A 19,471-nucleotide genomic window follows, 5' to 3' on the forward strand; every position below is an offset into this window, starting at 1 on the left:
CGACATCAAGGTGGAGCCGTGCCCGTCCCCGTCATCATCGACTGCGATCCCGGACATGACGACGCCCTGGCCCTCATGCTGGCCGCCGGGGACCCGGCGGTCGAACTGCTGGCGATCACCACCGTCGCGGGGAACCAGACACTGGAGAAGACGACCCTCAACGCCCGCCGGGTCTGCACCGTCGCAGGGATCACCGGCGTGCCCGTCGCGGCCGGCTGCGCGCGCCCGCTCGTCCAGCCCCTCAGGGTCGGCGGAGACGTCCACGGCGAGTCGGGGCTGGACGGGCCGCGGTTCCCGGAACCGGCGGTGGAGGCGGTGCCGGAACACGCGGTCGACCTCATGCACCGGGTCCTCTCCGCCCATCGCGAGCCGGTCACCCTCGTCCCGACCGGTCCGCTGACCAACGTGGCGCTGCTGCTGACACGTCATCCGGACAGTGCCCGGCACATCCGGGAGATCGTGCTGATGGGCGGCTCCATCGGCCTCGGGAACACCACGCCGGCGGCCGAGTTCAACATCCATGTGGACCCCGAGGCCGCCGACATCGTCTTCGGCAGCGGTCTCCCGGTCACCATGTGCGGCCTCGACGTCACCCATCAGGCGCTGGCCACGGCCGAGGTGCTGGCCCGGCTGGAGCGCCTGGACACCCGACTGGCCCGCCTCTGTGTGGAGTTGATGACGTACTTCGGTTCGGCCTACCGCCGGCTGTGGGGGTTCGCCGCGCCTCCGCTGCACGACCCGGTCGCCGTGGCCCGGGTCATCGACCCGGACATCGTCCGGTGCGTCGAGGCGAACGTGGCCGTCGAGCTGCACGGGCGGTACACGCGCGGGGCGACCGTCGTGGACGTGCACAAGTATCTCGACCGGCCCGTCAACGCACTGGTCGCGGTCGATCTGGACGTGGAGAAGTTCTGGGACCGTGTGATCGCGGCGGTCGACACGCTCGGCCGGCGCGTGCCGTGACCATCGGCCACGGCCGGGTCCCTGACGGCCGGTCAGTATCCGCGCAAGTGCTGACGACCGGTCAGCGTCCCTGCGGCGCTGCCCTTATCGAGGCGTCGACGGTGCGCCCGGGTCACTCGTCGGGGCCACAGCATCGCCCGGATGCCGCTGTCCCGGGTGGTGCGGTGCCGCGAACGGGCCGACCGTGAATGACGTCGCCACTGTCCCTCCCGGTGAAAGGTGTGCCCTCATGGCCCTGCAACAGCATCCGAAGGAACCGGCAGCCAAGCGTCCCCGTGGGCGCTCCCTGCTCTGGCCCGCGGCCGCTGCCGTGCTCGGCATCCTGCTGATCTTCAACTCGGTCGGCACCACGGATGACGCCGACCCCACCGCGGCGCCGCTGATCTCCGTGTCCGCCGCCCCCGGCGCGGCTCCCGGTACCGGGCCCAGCGCTGCTCCCAGCGCCTCGGCCAGTACCCGGCCGGGCCTCCCGCGCGCCGAGCCGACGCGCTTGAAGATTCTCCCGATCGCCGTGGACGCGCCCTTCATGCCCTTGTCCATCGGCGCGTCCGGTCAGCTCGACGCGCCGCCGCCGGACGACAACAACCTCGTCGGCTGGTTCCGTGAGGGAGTGACACCGGGGGAGGCCGGCACTGCGATCGTCGCCGGGCACCTCGACACGAAGACCGGGCCCGGCGTGTTCATGAACCTCAGTTCGCTCAAGCCGGGAAGCCTGGTGGACGTGGTGCGCAAGGACGGGACGACCGTCACCTTCTCGGTCGACGAGGTCGAGAGCTTCAGCAAGTCGGACTTCCCGAACGACCGGGTCTACGCGGACACCCCCGACCCGCAACTGCGGCTGATCACCTGCGGTGGCGAGTACGACAAGAAGGCGAAGGACTACAAGGAGAACGTGGTCGTCTTCGCGCACATGGTCTCCTCCCGGAAGGCGTGACGGCGCGCGGGACGCGGCTCCCTTCCCCGGGGCCGACGGTGTCAGGCAAGGGCGCCCGGGTACCCGCGCGGTGTGCGGGGCCGGCCCGCGCAGCGAAGGAGGCGACCATGGCAGGCGACATGTGGGGCTACCCCGAGACCGCGCAGTACGTGCCCGGGGCGCAGCTCGTCGGATACGCGGTCGAGGCGTCCGACGGGTCGATCGGCAAGGTCGACAAGCACACCGAAGAAGTGGGTCGCTCCTACCTCGTCGTCGACACCGGGCCGTGGATCCTCGGCAAACGCGTCCTGGTGCCTGCCGGGCTGGTCTCGCAGATCGACACCGGGAGCGAGACCGTACGGCTGGGGTGCACCAGGGCCGAGGTCAAGGATTCACCCGACTTCGAGAGCGGCAAGCACGAGAACGACGCCGACTACATCGAGCAGATCGAGCGTCATTACGCCAGCCGCCACATGTGACCGGGTCCGGTCCTGCGGGCCGGCGGCGGCCCGCAGGACCCGCGGGTCACTGCGGGCCCTCCTCGTCCGGGTCGTCGACCTGCGCACCCGTCTCCCGGCGCAGCTCCGCCTCGCTGCGCGCCCTCAGACGCTCGGCCCGGTACCGGAGGCGTTCCGACTGCTCGGGGTCCTCGACACGGCCGGCCTGCTCGAACAGCTGCTCCGCCTTGTCCCGGTCGTGCTCGGCGTGCGTGCGATGACTGCCGTGCTCGGCCATGACATCCTCCTGCGATCGGTGACCCGGCGCTGCCCCGGGAATACGGGCGAGTCCCCCGGCAAGGCCCGACTGCCCGCACGATACAGGGACAAACCCGACACGAAGCTGCCGGTCAGAGACGGGCCGCGGCCTCCTTGGCGTTGCCCTCCGTGTCAGCCGCCGCACCTCCGGCGAGGTGGTCGGCGGGGCCGTCCGGGTCGGTCAGCCGGTTCAGCCGGCCGGGCACGTCGAACCCGACGAGCACGACGACGATGACGGTCCCGGCGAAGGTGAGCACCGCGAGGGAGCGGCCGAGATCCATGCCGGACGCGAGATGCGCACCGAGGACCGGCGCGACGGCGCCGCCGAGCGCACCCACGTTGTAGGTGAAGCCGAGCGCCGCGCCCCGGCTCTCGGTCGGGAAGTGGCCGCCGATCCAGCGGGGCAGCAGGCCGGAGATGCCGAAACTGGTGGCCTGCAGCACGAACAGCAGCGCGCCGAGCAGCAGCAGGTTGTCGTCGACGGCGAAGACCGGGAAGACGAACGCGAGCGACGCGAGCAAGGTGATCGCGTAGGCCTTCCTGACGCCGATCCGGTCGCCGAGGAAGCCGGCCGCCCAGCAACCCGCCATGGTGCCGAAGCCGGCGAAGTACAGGACGTCGGTGACCTGGTCCGTCGTGTAGCCGAGCTCGGTCTTGAGGTACGTGGGCAGCAGGGCCTGGATGGGCCACGAATAGAGGAAAGCGAAGAAGATCGTCACGATCATCGCCACGTAGAGCACCCAGCCGCGCGGGCCGCCGAGCTGGACGGCGAAGGCGGCCAGGCACACACCGGCCACCACGGAGAGCACGGGGACCATGCCGTTGCCGAGCGGAGTGAAGACCGCGAACAGGGCGACCGACGCGACGGCCGCCAGGACGACGTTGGCCGTGGCGCGGGCCGGCGTGAGGAACAGCGGGCGGAACGGGGCGGGCCGTGCGCCCCGCTCCTCGACGGTCTCGCTCCACTCGGCCGCCTCGGGCAGCGCCCGGCGCATCCACAGGGCGATGACGATCGGCACGAGTCCGATGTAGAACATCCAGCGCCAGCCGAGCGTGGGCACCACCCAGGTGTGGACCTGGGCGGCGAGCACGGAGCCGATCGAGAAACCGGAGATCAGGAAACCGCTGGCCCGGCTGCGGACGCGGGCGGGCCAGCTCTCCATCACGTAGGTGGCGCTCGCGCTGTACTCGCCGGCCATGCCCATGCCGATGGCGAGGCGGGCGACGAACAGGCTGGTGTAGTCCCAGGCGAAGCCGCAGGCGAAGGTGCCCAGCGAGTACAGCAGGATGCTCAGCACCATGGAGAGCTTGCGGCCGTAGCGGTCACCGACCGCGCCGAGTATCGCGCCGCCCAGCCAGCGGGTGATGAAGGCGCCGGAGACCAGGCTCGCGGCCTGCACCGTGCTCAGGCCGAACTCGTCACTGATCTCGGTCAGCACCAGAGTGATCAGCACGAAGTCGAAACCGTCGAGGACGTAGCCGATCCAGGCGGCGGTGAAGGACTTCCACTGGGTGGGGGTGACCTCGCGGTACCAGGGGAGCGAGGGCTTTGCGGTGTCGTGCACGGTCTCTCCAGAGTGCGAGGCGGGGCTCGACGGTGAGCCACGCCCGCGGGCAGTACGTTACGGCCGGGTCATGCTTTTGACGAAGTGCCTGGTCAGCGCGGTGGGGGCGGTGATGGCGGTGCCGACGACGACGCTGTGGGCACCGCGGGCGAGGGCCTGGGCGGCCTCTTGCGGCGTCGCGATGCGGCCCTCGGCGACGACGGGAACGGCAACCGCGGCGGCGAGCGCCTCGACCAGCTCCAGGTCCGGGCCGTCCTGGGCGGGGGAGCCCGGGACGTAGCCGGACAGCGTGCTGGAGACGAAGTCGGCTCCCTCCGCGGCCGCCTTGACGCCTTCCGCGAGGGTGGCCACGTCGGCCATGACGAGGGCGCCGGCCTCGTGGACGGCGGTGACCAGTTCGGCGAAGGAGCTCCCGTCGGGGCGGGGGCGGTCCGTGGCGTCGGCCGCCACCACCGCCGCGCCGGCCTCGGCGACCGCGAGGGCGTGCCGGACCGTCGGGGTGATGTAGACGCCGGTGTCGCCGTCCTTCCAGAGCCCGATCACCGGCAGGCCGACCTCGGCCCGTATCGCGGCGACGACCTCCGGTTCGTTCGCCCGGATCGCGGCGGCGCCGCCGGCCTCGGCGGCGCGGGCGAGGCGCACCAGGGTCGAGGTGTGCCGCATCGGGTCGCCGGGCGGCGCCTGGCAGGAAACGATCAGCCGGCCGTCGAGTGCCGCGGTGAGATGGGCGTTGTCGGTCATCGTGTGGCTCCGGGGGAGTGAAGGGGCAGGGTACGGGTGAGTGCCGCGGCGCCGACCACGGCCGCGTCGTGGCCGAACCGCGGCGGCTCGGGGCGCAGGTGGTGCAGCGGCGCCATCAGTTCCGCCGTGAACGCGGCGGTCAGGGCGTCCCAGTACAGGGGGCCGATGCGGGGCACACCGCCGCCGACGACGACCCGGTCGGGGCCGAGGGTGTTGGCGAGTCCGCCGAGGGCACGGCCGGCGGCGGCCGCGCCGGTGGTGATCGCGCGGATCGCCGAGGGGTCCCCCTCGGCCGCGAGCGCGGCCACGGTCTCGAGCCGGTCGGCGGGCCTGCCGCCGAGGCGCTCGTAGTGCGCGGTGATCGCCGGACCGGAGGCGATGACCTCCAGGTGCCCGGTCGAACCGCAGGTGCAGGGCAGGCCCTCCGCGGCGGAGCTGGGTATGTGTCCCAGGTGCCCCGCGATGCCGGCGGCCCCGTGCAGCATCCGGCCGTCGACCGCGACCGCCCCGCCGACACCCGTGCCGACGGCCGCGAACAGCAGCGACGCGCGCGGGCCGAGGCCGTCGAGCTCGGGACCGGCCGTGGCGCGGACGTCGTTGTCGCAGGCGACGGGCAGGTTGCACCGGTCCGCCAGGCCGGGGCCCAGGGCCGTGCCGGCCCAGCCGCGGAGCGAGTCGGTCGCGCTGGTCACCGTGCCGGTACGCGGGTCGATGACCCCGGCGGCGGCCACTCCGACGGCGACGGCCGCCTGACCGCCGGCCACGGTCCCGGCCGCGTCCGCGAGCGCGTCGAGCACGGCGGCCGGCCCGGCGGTCGCCGGGGTCGGCCGGGCGTGCCTGGCGAGGACCTGCCCGCCGGGCCCCACGAGTGCCGCGGCGATCTTCGTCCCGCCGAGGTCGAGTGCGACGACGGGGCCCGTGGGCCTCGGCCCGCCCGTGGCGGCCTCGGCAGGGGAGGCGCTGCCGGTCATCGGACCGGCCGGAGGCCGGCCGCACGGAGGTGACGGGAGACGACGGCGACGGACTCGGCGCTCAGCTGTATCTGGGGGAACGCGGTGTCACCGTGCTGGATCACGCCCAGCAGCTGAAGCGCGTGCTTGAAGGCGCCCAGCGCCGACGAACTGCGGCCCATGTCCTCCTCCGGGCCGGCGTCCACCATGCCGAACAGGCCGACGAGCCGTTCCTGCTCCTTCGCCGCGACCTCCCAGTCGCCCGCGCGCGCCGCGTCGTACAGGCGCACGTACGCCGCCGGGTCGACGTTGCCGATGCCGGGCACGACACCGTCCGCGCCCGCCAGCAGTGCCGCGTCCACGGTGAGCTCGGAGCCGGTCAGGACGGAGAAGTCCGGGGCGGGGCCGCCAAAGCGGCCGTCGCGTCCGCCGAGGGCCACGATCAGGCGGCGCAGCCCGCCCTCGTCGCCGCTGCTGTCCTTGAGGCCGGCCAGCGTGCCGTCCTCCGCGAGTTCGCCGACCAGCGCGGCGGAGAGCTTGCTCTGCACGGACACCGGCAGGTCGTAGGCGAACAGCGGCAGGTCCACGGCGGCGCGGACACGCCGGAAGTGGCGCGCGATCTCCTTGGGATGGGTGCGCGTGTAGAACGGCGCCGTGGCGACGACGGCGTCCGCGCCCGTCGCGGCCGCGGCCTTCGCGTGCTCCACGACGCGCGCCGTCGTGGTGTCGATGACCCCGGCGAGCACCGGCACCCGGCCGTCGGCGGCGTTGACCACCACCTCGAGGACGGTCGCCCGCTGCTCGTCGGTGAGGTACGCGACCTCGCTGGTCGAGCCCAGCGCGAACAGGCCGTGCACCCCTCCGGCGACGAGATGCTCCACGAGCCGGGCCAGTGAGGCGGTGTCGACCTCTCCCGAAGGGTGCAGCGGGGTGCAGACGGGCGGCACGACACCGCGGAGAGGGGCGGTCAGGGGCATGGGGCTACTCCCGGTTGCGAAGGGATGGACGTGCACCGCGACATGAGACGTAAGATGTCTTATGTCGAGCTCACTTTAGGCAGGACCCCGCTCGATCGGTCAAGAGGGCAGCCCGCTCTTGACCGCATCCGCCCAGGAAGGAGCTCATCAGTGGTGCGCAGCACGGTGACCGAGGACGTCCAGTCGTGGATCAGGCAGCTGATCGTCGAGCGCGGACTCGCGCCGGGCAGCCCGCTGCCCACGGAAGCCGAACTGGTGGAGCTCTTCGAGGTGAGCCGGGTGTCGGTGCGCGAGGCGCTGAAGGCCCTTCAGGCGCTGCACGTGGTGGAGATCAGACGTGGCTTCGGCACGTTCGTCGGCTCGCTGTCGCTGGCCCCGTTCGTCGAGGGCCTCGCCTTCCGCGCGGCGGTACGGCATCGCAACGGCGAGCCGAGCCTCTACGAACTCATGCGGGTCCGGGAGGCGTTGGAGACGGGGCTCATCGACAGTGTGGTCACCACCGTGCCGCAGGAGGACCTGGACGTGCTGCGCGGCCTCGTCGACGCCATGGAGGCGGAGGCCGCGGAAGGGGAGATCGCCCGGAGCACCGACCGCGCCTTCCATCTCGCCCTGTACCGCTCGCTCGAGAACCACCTGCTGAGCGAGGTGCTGGACGCCTTCTGGGCGGCGATGGACCAGGTGCGCGGCGTGCTCGGCGACAGCCGTGAGGACCCCGCGGCGACCTGCGCGCACCACCGGGAGATCGTCGAGGCGGTCGCCGCGGGGGACCGGGCCCGCGCCGTCCTCGCCATGAGCACCCACTTCGACGCCCTGCGGACAAGGCTCGCTCCGGAGCGGTAGACGGCACGACCCGGCCGGGACGAGAGGTCCACCGGCCGGGTCGTGGATCAGGAAGGGCGCGTCAGGTCGGTCAGGAGGCGTGCGTCAGGGAGCGGTGACCGTCAGGGAGGTCTCCCCGTGCGACCGCTGCCAGCCGCGCACCAGGTACGTCGCCGTGGCCGGCACCTTGCCCGCGGCGGCGCTCGCCGGGACGGTGACCGGGATCTTCATGTTCGCGCCCTGGCCGGGGTTGAGCGCGGGCACCGCCACCGTGGGCGCGCTCCAGCCCGCGGGCAGGCTCAGCGACACCGAACCGCCGGGCAGCGTCACGTCGTTCTGGCTGACGACCCGCACGGTGACCTCGGTGGTCCTCCCGGCCGGCAGCGAAGCCGGAGGCGTGACCGTGACCGGCGCGCACACGCCGCCGAGCCACTGGAGGTCGAACGACGAGTAGGTGATGTGGCGGTAGTTGTCCCGCTCCCACAGCAGACCCGTCCTCGGGTTGCCGCCGGTGCCGTCGGTGAGCGGCGTCAGCGTCGAGTACGCGGAGGAGCCCGCGTTCACCACCTTCCTGACGGGCCAGTTCTGTCCGTTGTCGCACGACAGACGGACCGTCAGGTTGCTGCGGCTGTTGGTGGTGGCGGTGTTGCTGAACATCAGCCACTTCGCGCGCGGGTGGCTCGCGTCGACGTTCGGCGCGAAGCGCATGACCGAGCCGTTGTTCGCCGGGTCGGGCAGCTCGGTGTCCTGCTGGAACGGCGTGTAGTTGACGCCGCCGTCCGTCGAGTAGGCGACCGTACGGTAGGGCGCGGAGCGGTTGTTGAGCATGATGCGCCCGTCGGAGAGCTCCACGGTCTTGTTCTCGTCGCCGCCGGGGCCGACGGGGTTGCCCATCTTCCAGGTGGCGCCGTGGTCGTCGCTGTAGGCGCTCACCGCGTAGTTGGCGTTGTTGTTGCGGATGGCGTACTGCTGGATCAGCCGGCCCTTGTAGGTGCCGTGCCGCAGCTGGATACCCTCGCCGGAGGCGGCGAACATCCCCGCCCAGGCCGGGTTCTTGATCTCGGCGGTGATCCGCTCGTGCTTCCAGGTGAGCCCGTCGTCGTCCGAGTAGCTGTAGTCGGCCTGGAGCACGTTCGGGTCGTTCTCGTCGTTGCCGGTCGCCGAGCCGAAGAAGCCCTGGTTCACGGAGGCCGCGTAGAAGACGAAGATGCGCCCCGTCTCCCGGTCCACGAGCAGGCTCGGGTCGCCGAAGCCCTTGGGCGCGGCCTCCTTGCGGACGACCTGCTGCGCCTGCCAGGTCACACCGTCGTCGGTGCTGCGCCGCAGCACCACGGAGAGGTTGCCGGGCAGGTCCGCGAGGGTGGGCCGGGCGTCGTACGCGGCGAGGAGGGTGCCCGCGTTCGTCTTCGTCAGGGCGGGGATGCGGTAGTAGGGCGAGCCGACACCCTGGGTGGCGATGTCCTGGGAGTACAACTGGCCCTGCACGGGCTGCTCGGCGCCGTGGGCCACGCCGGTGGTGCTCAGTACGACCATCGCTGCGGACAGCACGGCGAGAGACATTCTGCGCTGCATGAACGGATCCTCTTCTGGTGGGGGACGCGTGGCTACGGAATGACCAGCGAGCAGACCTTGCTGTCGGCGTCGAAGACGCGCAGGTCCCTGATCATCTTGTGTACGAGGTGGAGATGGCCCTGCTCGTCGGGATGCAGCCCGTCGGCGAGGAGTTCGAGGGGCACCCGGCCGCCGGCCGTCCAGTGCCGGTAGTGGTCGACGAAGACGGTCCGCTCCTGGTCGGCCACCTCCGCCATGACCTGCGCGTAGCGGTCGAGGCCCACGCGCCCCGGCCAACGTGCGGGATCGACCGGGTTGGGCGACTGGAGCACCACGGCGGGCGGGCCGGGCAGCGCGCGGACCGAGCGGATCAGGCTCAGCAGGTTCTGCCGGTAGGTCTCCGGGCCGAGACCGGCCGTGGCGATGTCGTTGGTGCCGATCATGACCGAGACCACCTGCGGTGAGAACGCCCTGATGCGGCGGTCGAACTCGTTGACCAGGTCGGCGCTGGTGGCGCCGCTGACGCCGGTGTCGATCACGAAGTCGCGGTTCTTCGGTTTGCCCAGCTCCCAGCGCACCCGCTCCGTCCAGTGCTCCGGGTAGGAGCGCCAACCGTGGGTGTGCAGCGCGCCGTGGGTGAGGCTGTCGCCGGTGAAGAGCCAGGTGGCGGGGGTGTTGCTGTTCAGGATCGTGGCGATGCGGCCCATGTCCGGCACGTCGGTCCGCACGCTCTGCGCGCCCAGCTCCGCCTCGGTCAGCACCCGGTCCCACACGGCCGCCCGCTCGATCCTTCCCGTCCAGAACCACTCGCCGCCCGGGTGGTCGCTGTCGACGTTGCGCCCGATACCGAGGGTGCTCAGACCACCGATGGAGCGGAAGAAGTGGGGCTGCCGTGTGTCGAAGACGGCCCGGCCGTTGATCCACAGTCGGGTCCAGGTGCCGTCCACGGTGATCGCGGCGGTGTGGGTGACCCCGTCGTCGTACCGGGTGCGGGTCCTGACGTCGACCAGTACGGCGCCGTTCTCCCGGGCGGACCACTGGAGGCAGCCCGCACTGAGGTTCAGCGTGATGTTGCTCGAAGGTTCGGCCGGGTCGGAGGCGCTGAGGAGGGTCATCGCCTGACGGTGGCCGGTGGTGCGGAACGTGACGAGGACGGTGCCCGTGCCGAGAGGGGCGACACGGCCCACGTCGGCGGACAGGTCCACATACTCGGTCCCGTCCAGGTCCACGGGTGCGGTGTGGTCCACGACGGGCGCGGATGTCGCGGCGGCGGCCCGGCCGCCCAGTGCCGCGACCAGTGCCGTGGTGCCGGTGGCGAGGAGCAGGGAACGTCTGCGCACGAGAGTGCCTCCGATGGGAGCGGCGAGCCAGGGAGGTCGGCGGGCCCGGCCCGCCGGACACCCCTAGTCGGACGGTGTGGCGCCGAACAGCTCGCGCAGCCACGCCAGTTGTGCGCGCTGGTGGTGACCGCCCCCGCCCTCGTGCCCGTTGAACTCGTAGACACGGACGTCCTTCGGCCCCGCGTACTGGTGGTACGCCGCGAAGCAGGTGGACGGCGGGCAGATGTCGTCCATCATGGCGATCGAGAACAGCGCGGGAGCGGTGGCGCGCTTGGCGAGCAGTGCGGCGTCGAAGTAGGAGAGGGTCGTGAAGACCGTCTCCGTGCGGTCGCGGTGCAGCTTCAGGTACTCGGCGATCTCGGTGTACGGCGGACTCGGCGCGATCCGGGCGCCGCGCCGGAAGTCGCACAGGAACGGGACGTCGGGCATCACTCCGGCGAGGCCCGGCACCAGGCCGGCGACGGCGAGGGAGATGCCGCCGCCCTGGCTGATCCCGGTGACGACGATCCGGTCCGGATCGACCGCCGGGTGCGACCGGGCGGCTTCGACGCAGCGCACCGCGTCGGTGAACAGCCGCCGGTAGTAGTGGTCCTCGGGGCTTTCGATGCCCCGCGTGACGAACCCGGGTACGGCCCCGACGACCGCGCACGGGTCGGGTGTGTCACCCCCGGCAGTCGACCAGCCCTGCCCACGGGTGTCCATGACGAGATGGGCGTACCCGGCGGTCGACCAGAGCAGTTGCTCGTGCGGGAGCCCGCGCCCGCGGCCGTAGCCGAGGAACTCCACCACGCATCCGAGGGGCTCCACCGCGCCGGCGGGCAGGTGGAGCCAGCCGCGCACGGGTTGGCCGGCGAAGCCGGGCACGGTCACGTCGTAGGTGGTCACGTGCACCAGGCCGTTGTCGGTCCGGGTGAACGAGGGTCCGTCCGGTGAACCGGCCGTCTCGCGCAGGGTGCGGGCCCAGAAGGCGTCGAGGTCCGCGGGCTCGGGCAGTTCGGGCCGGAGCGCCAGAGCTTCGGCGAGGGAGAGGTCCGTCAACGGCATGGAAGGGCCCCAGGGATGAGGAGGGGAGCGGGAGGTGCCGACGGTGCATGGGCGTCTCGACAGCAGACGTCAGATGTCCCGTCGGCAAACGGACCCTAGAGACCGCCGTGGGCGGCCGTCAAGGGTCACGGTCGGGCCTCCCGCTCCTGGAGCCCCGGGAGCCGTGCCGGTCAGCCCTGCCCGGCCGGGCGGGCCTGGGCCTCCGCCAGCCGGCGCCGGACCGGGGCGTAGTGCTCGCCCAGGGCCTTGGTGAAGCCCGCGATGTCGCCTGACCTGGCGGCGTCGACGATGCTCTGGTGCGCGGCGATCGTCGCCGTCTCGTCGGCGTGCGTGAAGCCGTCGAGGTGGGGGGCCACGATCGAGTAGACGTCCCAGAAAGCCACGGAGAGCTGGCCGATCAGCTGGTTGCCGAGCGGCGCGACCAGCAGTGCGTGGAACGCCCGGTCGGCCTCGACGAAGCCCTGCCCGTCGCCGGCTCCGACCTCGCGCATCCGCTGCACCAGGCCGTCGAGGGCGTCGAGCTGGTCCGCGGTCAGCGACGAGACGATCCGGTCGGCCATGCCGCGCTCGAACAGTTCCCGCACGTCCACCAGGTCGGCCAGGACCTGGAAGTCGTCGTCGGGGCTGAGCAGTCCGCGGAAGGTCAGGCTCTCCACCAGGGCGGACAGGCTGAGCCGGCCGACATAGGTGCCGTGGCCGTGGCGCACCTCGACGATGTCGAGGGCGTTGAGGATCTTGACCGCCTCGCGGACGCTCGACCGGCTCGCTCCGAGGGCCTCGCACAGGGCGGGCTCGGTGGGCAGTGAGTCGCCCGGGCGGAGTTTGTTCTCCAGAATGTACCGCTTGATCCCGTCCACGACTTCCTGTCGAAGCAGCTGCCGGCCCGACCGTGCGCCCGGCATGTCTGAACTCCCCACCTCTTGACCCCTCTCGCTTGTCAAGCTACGTTCCAACGCTATCAAGGCATCGGACATCTGACGTCTGATGGATCCTCGTGAAGAGCGATCACCTTTCCCGCATCCCGATCCACCTCATCTTTCCTGCCTGGAGGACCCGTGTCCGAGCGGAGACCAGCCGGCGTCGAGCGCCGCACCTTCCTGCGATACACCAGCGCCATCGGTGTCGCGACGGCGATCACGGCGGGCCTTTCCGCCTGCGGAGGCCCGGCTTCCACCGGCGGTGACGGCGGCGCTGCGGCGTCCGACGGCACGGGCACCATCGAGGCGGGCCTCTCCTACGCCCTGTCCACCGGCTTCGACCCGATGATCACCTCCGGCGCCACCCCCTACGCCGCCAACATGCACATCTTCGAGGGCCTGGTGGACCTCGACCCGGCCACCCTCGTGGCCCGGCCCGCGCTCGCCACCGGTATGCCGCAGAAGATCAACGCGACCACCTACCGGGCCACCCTGCGCAAGGGCGCCACCTTCCACGACGGGTCCCCGGTCACCGCCGACGACGTCGTCTTCAGCTTCCAGCGCGTCCTCGACCCGAAGAACGCGTCGCTCATGGCGCAGTTCGTGCCGTTCGTCGACAAGGTCACCGCCGTCGACCCGGCCACCGTCGAGTTCAAGCTCAAGTACCCCTTCGCGCTCTTCCCCTCGCGCATATCCGTGGTCCGGATCGTGCCCGAGAAGATCGCCGGCGCCGACGCCAAGGCCTTCGACGCCAAGCCGGTCGGCACCGGCCCGTACCGCTTCGTCTCCGCCACCCGCGAGGACAAGATCGTCTTCGAGGCGTACGACAAGTACAACGGCCCGCGCCCCGCCAAGGCCAAGAAGATGATCTGGCGCCTGATGTCGGACCCCTCCGCGCGGGTCAGCGCCATGCAGTCCGGCCGCGTCCAGGCCATCGAGGACGTGCCGTACATCGACATCAAGGGCCTCGAGGCCAAGCACCGCGTCGAGTCGGTGCAGTCCTTCGGGCTGCTCTTCCTGATGTTCAACACCGCCGACAAGCGGTTCGCCGACAAGCGGGTGCGCCAGGCGCTGCACTACGCCCTGGACACCGAGAAGATCATCTCCACCGCCCTGGTCGGCAACGCGTCCCCGGCGACCGGCTACGTGCCCACCACCCACCCCGACTACCACAAGGCCGCCACGATCTACACGCGCGACGTCGCCAAGGCGAAGAAGCTCCTCGCCGACGCCGGCGTGAAGGACCTCTCCTTCACCGTCCTCACCACCGACACCGGCTGGGTCAAGGACGTCGCCCCGATGCTCCAGGAGAGCTGGGAGGCGGCCGGAATCAAGGTCAGGCTCGACATCGCCCAGTCCCCGGCCCAGTACGCCAAGGTCGACAAGGGCGACTTCGAGGTCCTCGTCGCCCCCGGCGACCCGTCCGTCTTCGGCAACGACGCCGACCTGCTGCTGCGCTGGTTCTACTACGGCTTCTGGCCGGAGAAGCGCTACGGCTGGAGCGGCTCCGCCGCCTACAAGCAGGTCAAGTCGCTGCTCGACAAGGCCGCCCAGGCCGCCGACGAGGCCACCCGCAAGCAGCTGTGGGGACAGGTCACCGACCTGCTCGCGGACGAGGCCGCGCTCTACCCGATCCTGCACCGCAAGCTGCCCACCGCCTGGGACGAGAAGGCCCTGCCCGGATTCAAGCCGCTGCCGACCACCGGCCTGTCGTTCGTCGATGTCGGCCGCGCCTGATCCGGCTCCCTGACCGGCCGGGTGCCCGCCTCCTGACGGGCGGGCACCCGGCCCGGCCTACCAACTCCTAGGAACCCGACCATGGTTGCTTTCCTCCGGCTCGCGTTGCGGCGTCTCGCGATGATGCCGGTGATGATCCTCGGTATCGCCCTGCTCGTCTTCGTCGTCATGCAGTTCTCCCCGGTCGACCCGGCGTACAACGCACTCGGCGACAGTGCGAGCCCCGAGGCCCGCGCCGCCTTCGCCGCCGCGCACGGCCTCGACGACCCGCTGCCCCTGCGCTACATCAACTTCCTCGGGCAGCTGCTCCAGGGCGATCTCGGCGTCACCGTGCCGCCCGGCCAGCCGGTCGCCGACCGGATAGCCGCCGCCTTCCCGCTCACCCTGCAGCTGACGATTCTCGGACTCGTCCTGGCCGTGATCCTGGCCGTGGCGCTCGGCGTGACCGGCGCGATGTACCGGGACCGCTGGCCCGACCAGGTGTTCCGCGTGCTCTCGATGGCCGGGGTGGCCGTCCCGTCCTTCTGGCTCGGGGTGCTGCTCATCCAGCAGTTCGCGCTCAACATGCCGGTCTTCCCGACCGGCGGTTACACCAATCCCGCCGACTCGTTCACGGGCTGGCTGCGGACCATGGCCCTGCCGGCGATCTCCCTCGCCGTGCCGGTCGCGGCCTCCCTCGCCCGCCTCGTACGCACCTCGATGGTCGCCGAGCTCGACCGCGACTACGTGCGCACCGCCCGCGGCAACGGCCTGCCGCCGTTCCTGGTGGTGCGCTCCGTGCTGCGCAACGCGCTCGTCACCCCGCTCACCGTGCTCGGCATCAAGGTCGGTTACCTGCTCAGCGGCGCCGTCGTCATCGAGGCGATCTTCGACCTGCCCGGCATGGGCAAGCTGATCCTCGAAGGCGTCACCGGCGGCGACACCGCGCTCGTCCAGGGAACCGTGCTGATGATCGCCATCGCGTTCCTCGTCGTCAACGTCATCGTCGACCTGCTCTACCTGCTGGTCAATCCGCGCATCAGGACGGTGTGAGATGTTCGCCCCCGGCCGACTCGCCAAGAAACTCTCCCGCCCCGGCGTCCGCTTCAGGACACTGCCCGTCACCTCCAAGGTCGCGTTCGCGGTCCTGGTCGTCGTCGTCCTCGGCGCGGTACTCGCGCCCCTGCTCACCCAGAGCCCGCTGGCGACAGGGACCCCGGTCCAGTCCCCGGACGCCGACCACTGGTTCGGCACCGACCGGGCCGGCCGCGACGTCTTCGCCCGGGTGGTGCACGGCGCCCGCTACTCGCTGATCATCGGGCTCGGCGCGACGGCCGTGGCCCTCGTCGTCGGCGCGGTGCTCGGCTCGATCGCCGCCACCTCCCGCAAACTCGGCGACGAGTCGGTGATGCGCACCCTCGACATCGTGATGTCGTTCCCGCCGATCGCGCTCGCCGCGGTGCTCGTCGCCGTGTTCGGCACCAGCATCCCGGTGATCATCTTCACCATCGCCTTCGTCTACACCCCGTCACTCGCCCGCGTCGTCCGCGCCAACGTCCTCTCCCAGTACGGTGAGGACTACGTCGCCGCGGAGAAGGTCATCGGCGCCCGCCGCGGCTACATCGTGCTGCGCCACGTCGCGATCAACTGCGCCGCGCCCGTCATGGTGTTCAGCACCGTGATGGTCGCCGACGCGATCATCTTCGAGGCCAGTCTCTCCTTCATCGGAGCGGGTGTGCAGGACCCCGACCCCAGCTGGGGCAGCGTGCTCGCCTACGGCAGGCAGATCCTGCTGGCCGGCGGCTGGTGGGCGACCTTCTTCCCCGGACTCGCCCTGCTGGTCACGGTCCTGGCGCTGAACATCCTCTCCGAGGGCATGACCGACGCCTCCGCCGCACCCGACAAGGCCCGCAGCGACGGCGGGACCACCCCCGAGGCCGCGCCGGCCACCGTGGCCGTCGAGCCGGTCGAGTCGGTCGAGTCCGTCGAGGACACCCTGGCCGTCGAGGAAGCCCGGGCCGTCGACGCCTCGCTGGCCAGGCTCGCCGCCCGTATCCAGGAGACCGGGCCCACCATCACCCCGGTACGGGAGGACGTGACCGAACTCCTCGTCGTACGCGACCTCGCCATCCGCTTCCCGGACCGCTACGGCGACACCCAGGTCGTCGGCGGGATCTCCTTCACCGTCCGCGAGGGCGAGACCCTCGGCCTCGTCGGCGAGTCCGGCTGCGGCAAGTCCATCACCAGCCTCGCCGTCATGGGCCTGCTCGCCCGCAACGCCGAGGTGAGCGGCGAGATCCTCTACCGAGGAAGGAACCTGCTGTCCCTGCCGCCGAGGCAGCGGCGGGAACTGATGGGGCCCGAGATCGCCATGGTCTATCAGGACGCGCTCTCCTCCCTGAACCCGTCCGTGCTCGTCGGCACCCAGCTGCGGCAGCTCACCTCCCGCGGCGGCACCAGGACCCCGGCCGAACTCCTCGACCTGGTCGGCCTGTCACCCGAACGCACCCTGCGCAGCTACCCGCACGAGCTCTCCGGGGGCCAGCGACAGCGGGTCCTGATCGCCATGGCCCTGTCCCGCAACCCGCGGCTGCTCATCGCCGACGAGCCGACGACGGCGCTCGACGTCACCGTGCAGGCCCAGGTCGTCGAGCTGCTGGTGAAGCTGCGCGACGAACTCGGCTTCGCGATGGTGCTGGTCTCCCACGACCTCGCCCTCGTCGGCGACCTGTCCCACCGCGTCGCCGTCATGTACGCCGGCCAGCTCGCGGAGATAGGCGCCACCCGCTCCGTCCTCGGCGACCCCGCCCACCACTACAGCCGTGGCCTCCTCGGCTCCGTCGTCTCCCTGGAGGCCGGCGCCCGGCGACTGCATCAGATCCGCGGTGTGGTCCCCGCGCCCAAGAGCTTCGGCTCCGGCTGCCGGTTCGCCTCCCGCTGCCCGGCCGCGACCGAGCTCTGCCACACGACCAGGCCCGCCCTCACCGGGCGCGGCGAACGGGACGACCACGGCTTCGCCTGCCACCACCCGGCAGCGGCAGCCCAGTTGGAGAGGAGTGCCCTGTGATCCGGCTCGACCACGTGCACGTACGTCACAAGGCCCGCAGCGGCGGCATCTGGCGCAGGGACTCCGTCCACGCCCTCACCGACGCCTCGCTGCACGTCGAACGGGGCGAGATCGTGGGTCTCGTCGGTGAGTCCGGCTGCGGCAAGTCGACCCTCGCCCGCGTCCTGACCGGCCTGCAACGCCCCACCGAGGGCGAGGTCGTCTTCCGCGGCCGGGACCTGTGGACGATGTCCGCCGCCGAGCGGCGCGGCGACTTCGGCTCCGCCGTCGGCGTCGTCTTCCAGGACCCGTCCACCGCCCTCAACCCGCGGCTGTCCGTACGGCAGATCCTGCGCGACCCCCTCGACGTCCACCGCCGAGGCACGCGGCAGGAGCGCGAGGAACGCGTCGAGGAACTGACCGAGCTGGTCGGCCTGCCGGGCCACACCCTCGGCGCGCTCCCGGGCCAGCTCTCCGGCGGCCAGCGCCAGCGGGTCGCCATCGCCCGCGCGCTGGCCCTCGAACCCGAGCTGATCGTCGCCGACGAACCGACCAGCGCACTCGACGTCTCCGTGCGGGCCCAGGTGCTCAACCTCCTCGTCGAGCTGCGGGAACGGCTCGGCCTGGGCATGGTCTTCATCTCGCACGACATCCAGACCATGCGCTACCTCGCCGACCGGCTCGCCGTGCTGTACCTCGGCCGGATCGTCGAGGAGGGCCGCGCCGACGATGTCACCCGGGCGCCCAGGCACCCGTACACCGAGGCCCTGCTCTCCGCGACCCCCAGCCTGCTCGAGACCACCGAGCGGATCGTGCTCACCGGTGCGGTGCCGTCCGCGACCCGCCCGCCCAGCGGCTGCCCCTTCCGCACCCGGTGCTGGAAGGCCGACGACGAGTGCGCCACCGTCTTCCCCGCCGCGACCCTGGCCCGGGGCGAGCACCGCTGGCACTGCGTCCACCCCCAGAGGGACGACACCCCGTCCACCGCGACCCGGCCGTCCGAGCGGACGGCCGCAGCAAGGAGCACCACGTGAACGACCGCGCCCCCCGCTACTCCGGCGTCATCCCGCCCGTGGTCACACCGCTCACCGAGGACGGTGGCATCGACCGGGCCTCGCTCGAGCGGCTGGTCGGCCACCTGCTGGACGCCGGCGTCACCGGCCTGTTCGTACTGGGCAGCTCGGGCGAGACCGCCTATCTGACCCCCGACCGGCAGGACGAGGCCGTACGGATCGTCACCGCGACCGCGGGCGGCCAGGTTCCCGTCGTCGTCGGCGCGATCGAGACGACGACCGACCGGGCCGTCGAGCGCGGACGGGCCGTCACACAACTCGGCGCGGACGCCGTGGTGGCCACCGCGCCGTTCTACACCCGCACCGACGCGGCGGAGACCGAGCGGCACTTCCGGCAGGTGGCGGCCGCACTCGACCTGCCGCTGCTCGCCTACGACGTGCCGGTGTGCGTGCACAGCAAGCTCGACCCGGACATGCTCCTCGCCCTCGCGGCGGACGGTGTCCTCGCCGGCGTGAAGGACTCCAGCGGCGACGACGGTTCCTTCCGCCGGCTCGCCCTCGGCGCCCGGGAGCTCCCCGGCTTCTCCGTGCTGACCGGCCACGAGCTGGTCGTCGACGCCATGATGCTGTGCGGCGCTGACGGCGTGGTGCCCGGCCTCGGCAACGTCGACCCGCACGGCTACGTACGGCTCCACGAGGCGTCGCTGCGCGGCGACTGGGCCGCCGCCAAGGCGGAGCAGGACCGGCTCGTGGCCCTCTTCGACATCGTCCGCGCGGCCCGTCCCGGCACCGCGTCGGCCACCGCCGCCGGACTCGGCGCGTTCAAGACGGCGCTGACGCTGCTCGGAGTGATCGCCACGAACGCCGTCAGCGCGCCGATGCGGCGTCTCGACGAGAGCGAGACCGAGGCGATCGCGGGCTGCCTCGAGCGTGCCGGGCTGGCCGGGGTGGCGCCCGGGAGCTGAAGCGGCGGGTCCGGTGGGGACGGGCGGCGGCGGAGCCGGCGGGGCGATCGCCCGGCGACGCCGTACGGCGCAACGCGGCGCACCCGTGCGTGCTACCCGACGGCGCGGCGCACCGCGCCGCGCCGTGGCCGGAGAGTGCTCTATGGGCGTGTCCGCCCTGATCGCCGGACACGCCCCCAGCCTCGCCCCGCCCTGC

18 protein-coding genes are annotated in these 19,471 nt (G+C 71.8%); 9 read left to right on the forward strand and 9 right to left on the reverse strand.

Annotated elements, in window-relative coordinates; genetic code table 11:
• Positions 1 to 18: 18 nt before the first annotated feature.
• The 3 genes from SPRI_RS31380 (at position 19) to SPRI_RS31390 (ending at position 2,355) form a co-directional block, all read left to right on the forward strand.
• Positions 19 to 963, forward strand: a complete 945-nt coding sequence (locus SPRI_RS31380; RefSeq protein ID WP_005320366.1) for a nucleoside hydrolase — start codon at positions 19 to 21, stop codon at positions 961 to 963.
• A 229-nt stretch (positions 964 to 1,192) separates the two neighbouring features.
• Positions 1,193 to 1,897, forward strand: coding sequence for a class F sortase (locus SPRI_RS31385; RefSeq protein WP_005320368.1), 705 nt, complete (start codon positions 1,193 to 1,195; stop codon positions 1,895 to 1,897).
• Positions 1,898 to 2,004: 107 nt separating this feature from the next.
• Entirely contained in the window at positions 2,005 to 2,355 is a 351-nt protein-coding gene (locus SPRI_RS31390; RefSeq protein WP_005320369.1) for a hypothetical protein, read from the forward strand.
• Positions 2,356 to 2,401: 46 nt separating this feature from the next.
• On the opposite strand, the gene SPRI_RS31395 is transcribed toward SPRI_RS31390, so the two are convergent.
• The 5 genes from SPRI_RS31395 to SPRI_RS31415 form a co-directional block, all read right to left on the reverse strand.
• A complete protein-coding gene (locus tag SPRI_RS31395) occupies positions 2,402 to 2,611 on the reverse strand; it encodes a DUF6381 family protein (RefSeq protein ID WP_005320370.1) in 210 nt (69 codons plus the stop codon).
• A 112-nt stretch (positions 2,612 to 2,723) separates the two neighbouring features.
• Positions 2,724 to 4,196, reverse strand: a complete 1,473-nt coding sequence (locus SPRI_RS31400; protein ID WP_005320371.1) for a sialate:H+ symport family MFS transporter — start codon at positions 4,194 to 4,196, stop codon at positions 2,724 to 2,726.
• A 57-nt stretch (positions 4,197 to 4,253) separates the two neighbouring features.
• Positions 4,254 to 4,937 (reverse strand): N-acetylmannosamine-6-phosphate 2-epimerase, encoded by a 684-nt coding sequence (locus SPRI_RS31405; RefSeq protein WP_005320372.1) that lies wholly within the window; start codon positions 4,935 to 4,937, stop codon positions 4,254 to 4,256.
• On the reverse strand, positions 4,934 to 5,908 hold the full coding sequence (locus tag SPRI_RS31410) for an ROK family protein (RefSeq protein WP_053557550.1): 975 nt from the start codon (positions 5,906 to 5,908) through the stop codon (positions 4,934 to 4,936). The genes SPRI_RS31405 and SPRI_RS31410 overlap by 4 nt, the downstream gene beginning before the upstream one ends.
• The gene (locus tag SPRI_RS31415; RefSeq protein WP_037775337.1) at positions 5,905 to 6,864 is read right to left on the reverse strand and encodes a dihydrodipicolinate synthase family protein; all 960 of its coding nucleotides are present in this window, start codon (positions 6,862 to 6,864) and stop codon (positions 5,905 to 5,907) included. Before SPRI_RS31415 ends, SPRI_RS31410 begins: the two co-directional genes overlap by 4 nt.
• A 150-nt stretch (positions 6,865 to 7,014) precedes the next feature.
• Between SPRI_RS31415 and SPRI_RS31420 the strand changes: the two genes are divergently transcribed.
• Positions 7,015 to 7,704, forward strand: coding sequence for a FadR/GntR family transcriptional regulator (locus SPRI_RS31420; protein WP_005320376.1), 690 nt, complete (start codon positions 7,015 to 7,017; stop codon positions 7,702 to 7,704).
• An 84-nt stretch (positions 7,705 to 7,788) separates the two neighbouring features.
• Here SPRI_RS31420 and SPRI_RS31425 read toward each other — a convergent pair whose 3' ends face one another.
• The 4 genes from SPRI_RS31425 to SPRI_RS31440 form a co-directional block, all read right to left on the reverse strand.
• Positions 7,789 to 9,255 (reverse strand): exo-alpha-sialidase, encoded by a 1,467-nt coding sequence (locus SPRI_RS31425; protein ID WP_005320377.1) that lies wholly within the window; start codon positions 9,253 to 9,255, stop codon positions 7,789 to 7,791.
• A gap of 32 nt (positions 9,256 to 9,287) precedes the next feature.
• The gene (locus SPRI_RS37525) at positions 9,288 to 10,574 is read right to left on the reverse strand and encodes a GDSL-type esterase/lipase family protein (RefSeq protein ID WP_005320378.1); all 1,287 of its coding nucleotides are present in this window, start codon (positions 10,572 to 10,574) and stop codon (positions 9,288 to 9,290) included.
• A gap of 63 nt (positions 10,575 to 10,637) precedes the next feature.
• Positions 10,638 to 11,618: an acetylxylan esterase gene (locus SPRI_RS31435; protein ID WP_053557551.1), complete on the reverse strand. Its 981-nt coding sequence runs from the start codon at positions 11,616 to 11,618 to the stop codon at positions 10,638 to 10,640.
• Between the two features lie 170 nt (positions 11,619 to 11,788).
• The gene (locus SPRI_RS31440) at positions 11,789 to 12,520 is read right to left on the reverse strand and encodes a FadR/GntR family transcriptional regulator (protein WP_005320384.1); all 732 of its coding nucleotides are present in this window, start codon (positions 12,518 to 12,520) and stop codon (positions 11,789 to 11,791) included.
• A gap of 153 nt (positions 12,521 to 12,673) precedes the next feature.
• On the opposite strand from SPRI_RS31440, the gene SPRI_RS31445 reads away from it, so the two are divergent.
• The 5 genes from SPRI_RS31445 to SPRI_RS31465 all read left to right on the forward strand — a co-directional run bounded on the left by SPRI_RS31445 (position 12,674) and on the right by SPRI_RS31465 (position 19,275).
• Entirely contained in the window at positions 12,674 to 14,272 is a 1,599-nt protein-coding gene (locus SPRI_RS31445; RefSeq protein WP_037775338.1) for an ABC transporter substrate-binding protein, read from the forward strand.
• A gap of 81 nt (positions 14,273 to 14,353) precedes the next feature.
• On the forward strand, positions 14,354 to 15,304 hold the full coding sequence (locus SPRI_RS31450; protein ID WP_005320388.1) for an ABC transporter permease: 951 nt from the start codon (positions 14,354 to 14,356) through the stop codon (positions 15,302 to 15,304).
• A 1-nt stretch (position 15,305) separates the two neighbouring features.
• Positions 15,306 to 17,318, forward strand: coding sequence for a dipeptide/oligopeptide/nickel ABC transporter permease/ATP-binding protein (locus tag SPRI_RS31455; RefSeq protein ID WP_053557552.1), 2,013 nt, complete (start codon positions 15,306 to 15,308; stop codon positions 17,316 to 17,318).
• On the forward strand, positions 17,315 to 18,331 hold the full coding sequence (locus tag SPRI_RS31460) for an oligopeptide/dipeptide ABC transporter ATP-binding protein (protein WP_005320389.1): 1,017 nt from the start codon (positions 17,315 to 17,317) through the stop codon (positions 18,329 to 18,331). Before SPRI_RS31455 ends, SPRI_RS31460 begins: the two co-directional genes overlap by 4 nt.
• A complete protein-coding gene (locus tag SPRI_RS31465; RefSeq protein WP_005320391.1) occupies positions 18,328 to 19,275 on the forward strand; it encodes a dihydrodipicolinate synthase family protein in 948 nt (315 codons plus the stop codon). Before SPRI_RS31460 ends, SPRI_RS31465 begins: the two co-directional genes overlap by 4 nt.
• Positions 19,276 to 19,471: the final 196 nt, after the last annotated feature.

It is taken from the genome of Streptomyces pristinaespiralis (assembly GCF_001278075.1).
Lineage (GTDB): Bacteria > Actinomycetota > Actinomycetes > Streptomycetales > Streptomycetaceae > Streptomyces > Streptomyces pristinaespiralis.

Coding starts and splice junctions, on each gene's coding strand:
- SPRI_RS31405 (WP_005320372.1), bottom strand. CDS start 4,937: ATGACCGACAACGCCCATCTCACCGCGGCACTCGACGGCCGGCTGATC.
- SPRI_RS31450 (WP_005320388.1), top strand. CDS start 14,354: ATGGTTGCTTTCCTCCGGCTCGCGTTGCGGCGTCTCGCGATGATGCCG.
- SPRI_RS31410 (WP_053557550.1), bottom strand. CDS start 5,908: ATGACCGGCAGCGCCTCCCCTGCCGAGGCCGCCACGGGCGGGCCGAGG.
- SPRI_RS31455 (WP_053557552.1), top strand. CDS start 15,306: ATGTTCGCCCCCGGCCGACTCGCCAAGAAACTCTCCCGCCCCGGCGTC.
- SPRI_RS31395 (WP_005320370.1), bottom strand. CDS start 2,611: ATGGCCGAGCACGGCAGTCATCGCACGCACGCCGAGCACGACCGGGAC.
- SPRI_RS31415 (WP_037775337.1), bottom strand. CDS start 6,864: ATGCCCCTGACCGCCCCTCTCCGCGGTGTCGTGCCGCCCGTCTGCACC.
- SPRI_RS31440 (WP_005320384.1), bottom strand. CDS start 12,520: ATGCCGGGCGCACGGTCGGGCCGGCAGCTGCTTCGACAGGAAGTCGTG.
- SPRI_RS31435 (WP_053557551.1), bottom strand. CDS start 11,618: ATGCCGTTGACGGACCTCTCCCTCGCCGAAGCTCTGGCGCTCCGGCCC.
- SPRI_RS31425 (WP_005320377.1), bottom strand. CDS start 9,255: ATGCAGCGCAGAATGTCTCTCGCCGTGCTGTCCGCAGCGATGGTCGTA.
- SPRI_RS31385 (WP_005320368.1), top strand. CDS start 1,193: ATGGCCCTGCAACAGCATCCGAAGGAACCGGCAGCCAAGCGTCCCCGT.
- SPRI_RS31390 (WP_005320369.1), top strand. CDS start 2,005: ATGGCAGGCGACATGTGGGGCTACCCCGAGACCGCGCAGTACGTGCCC.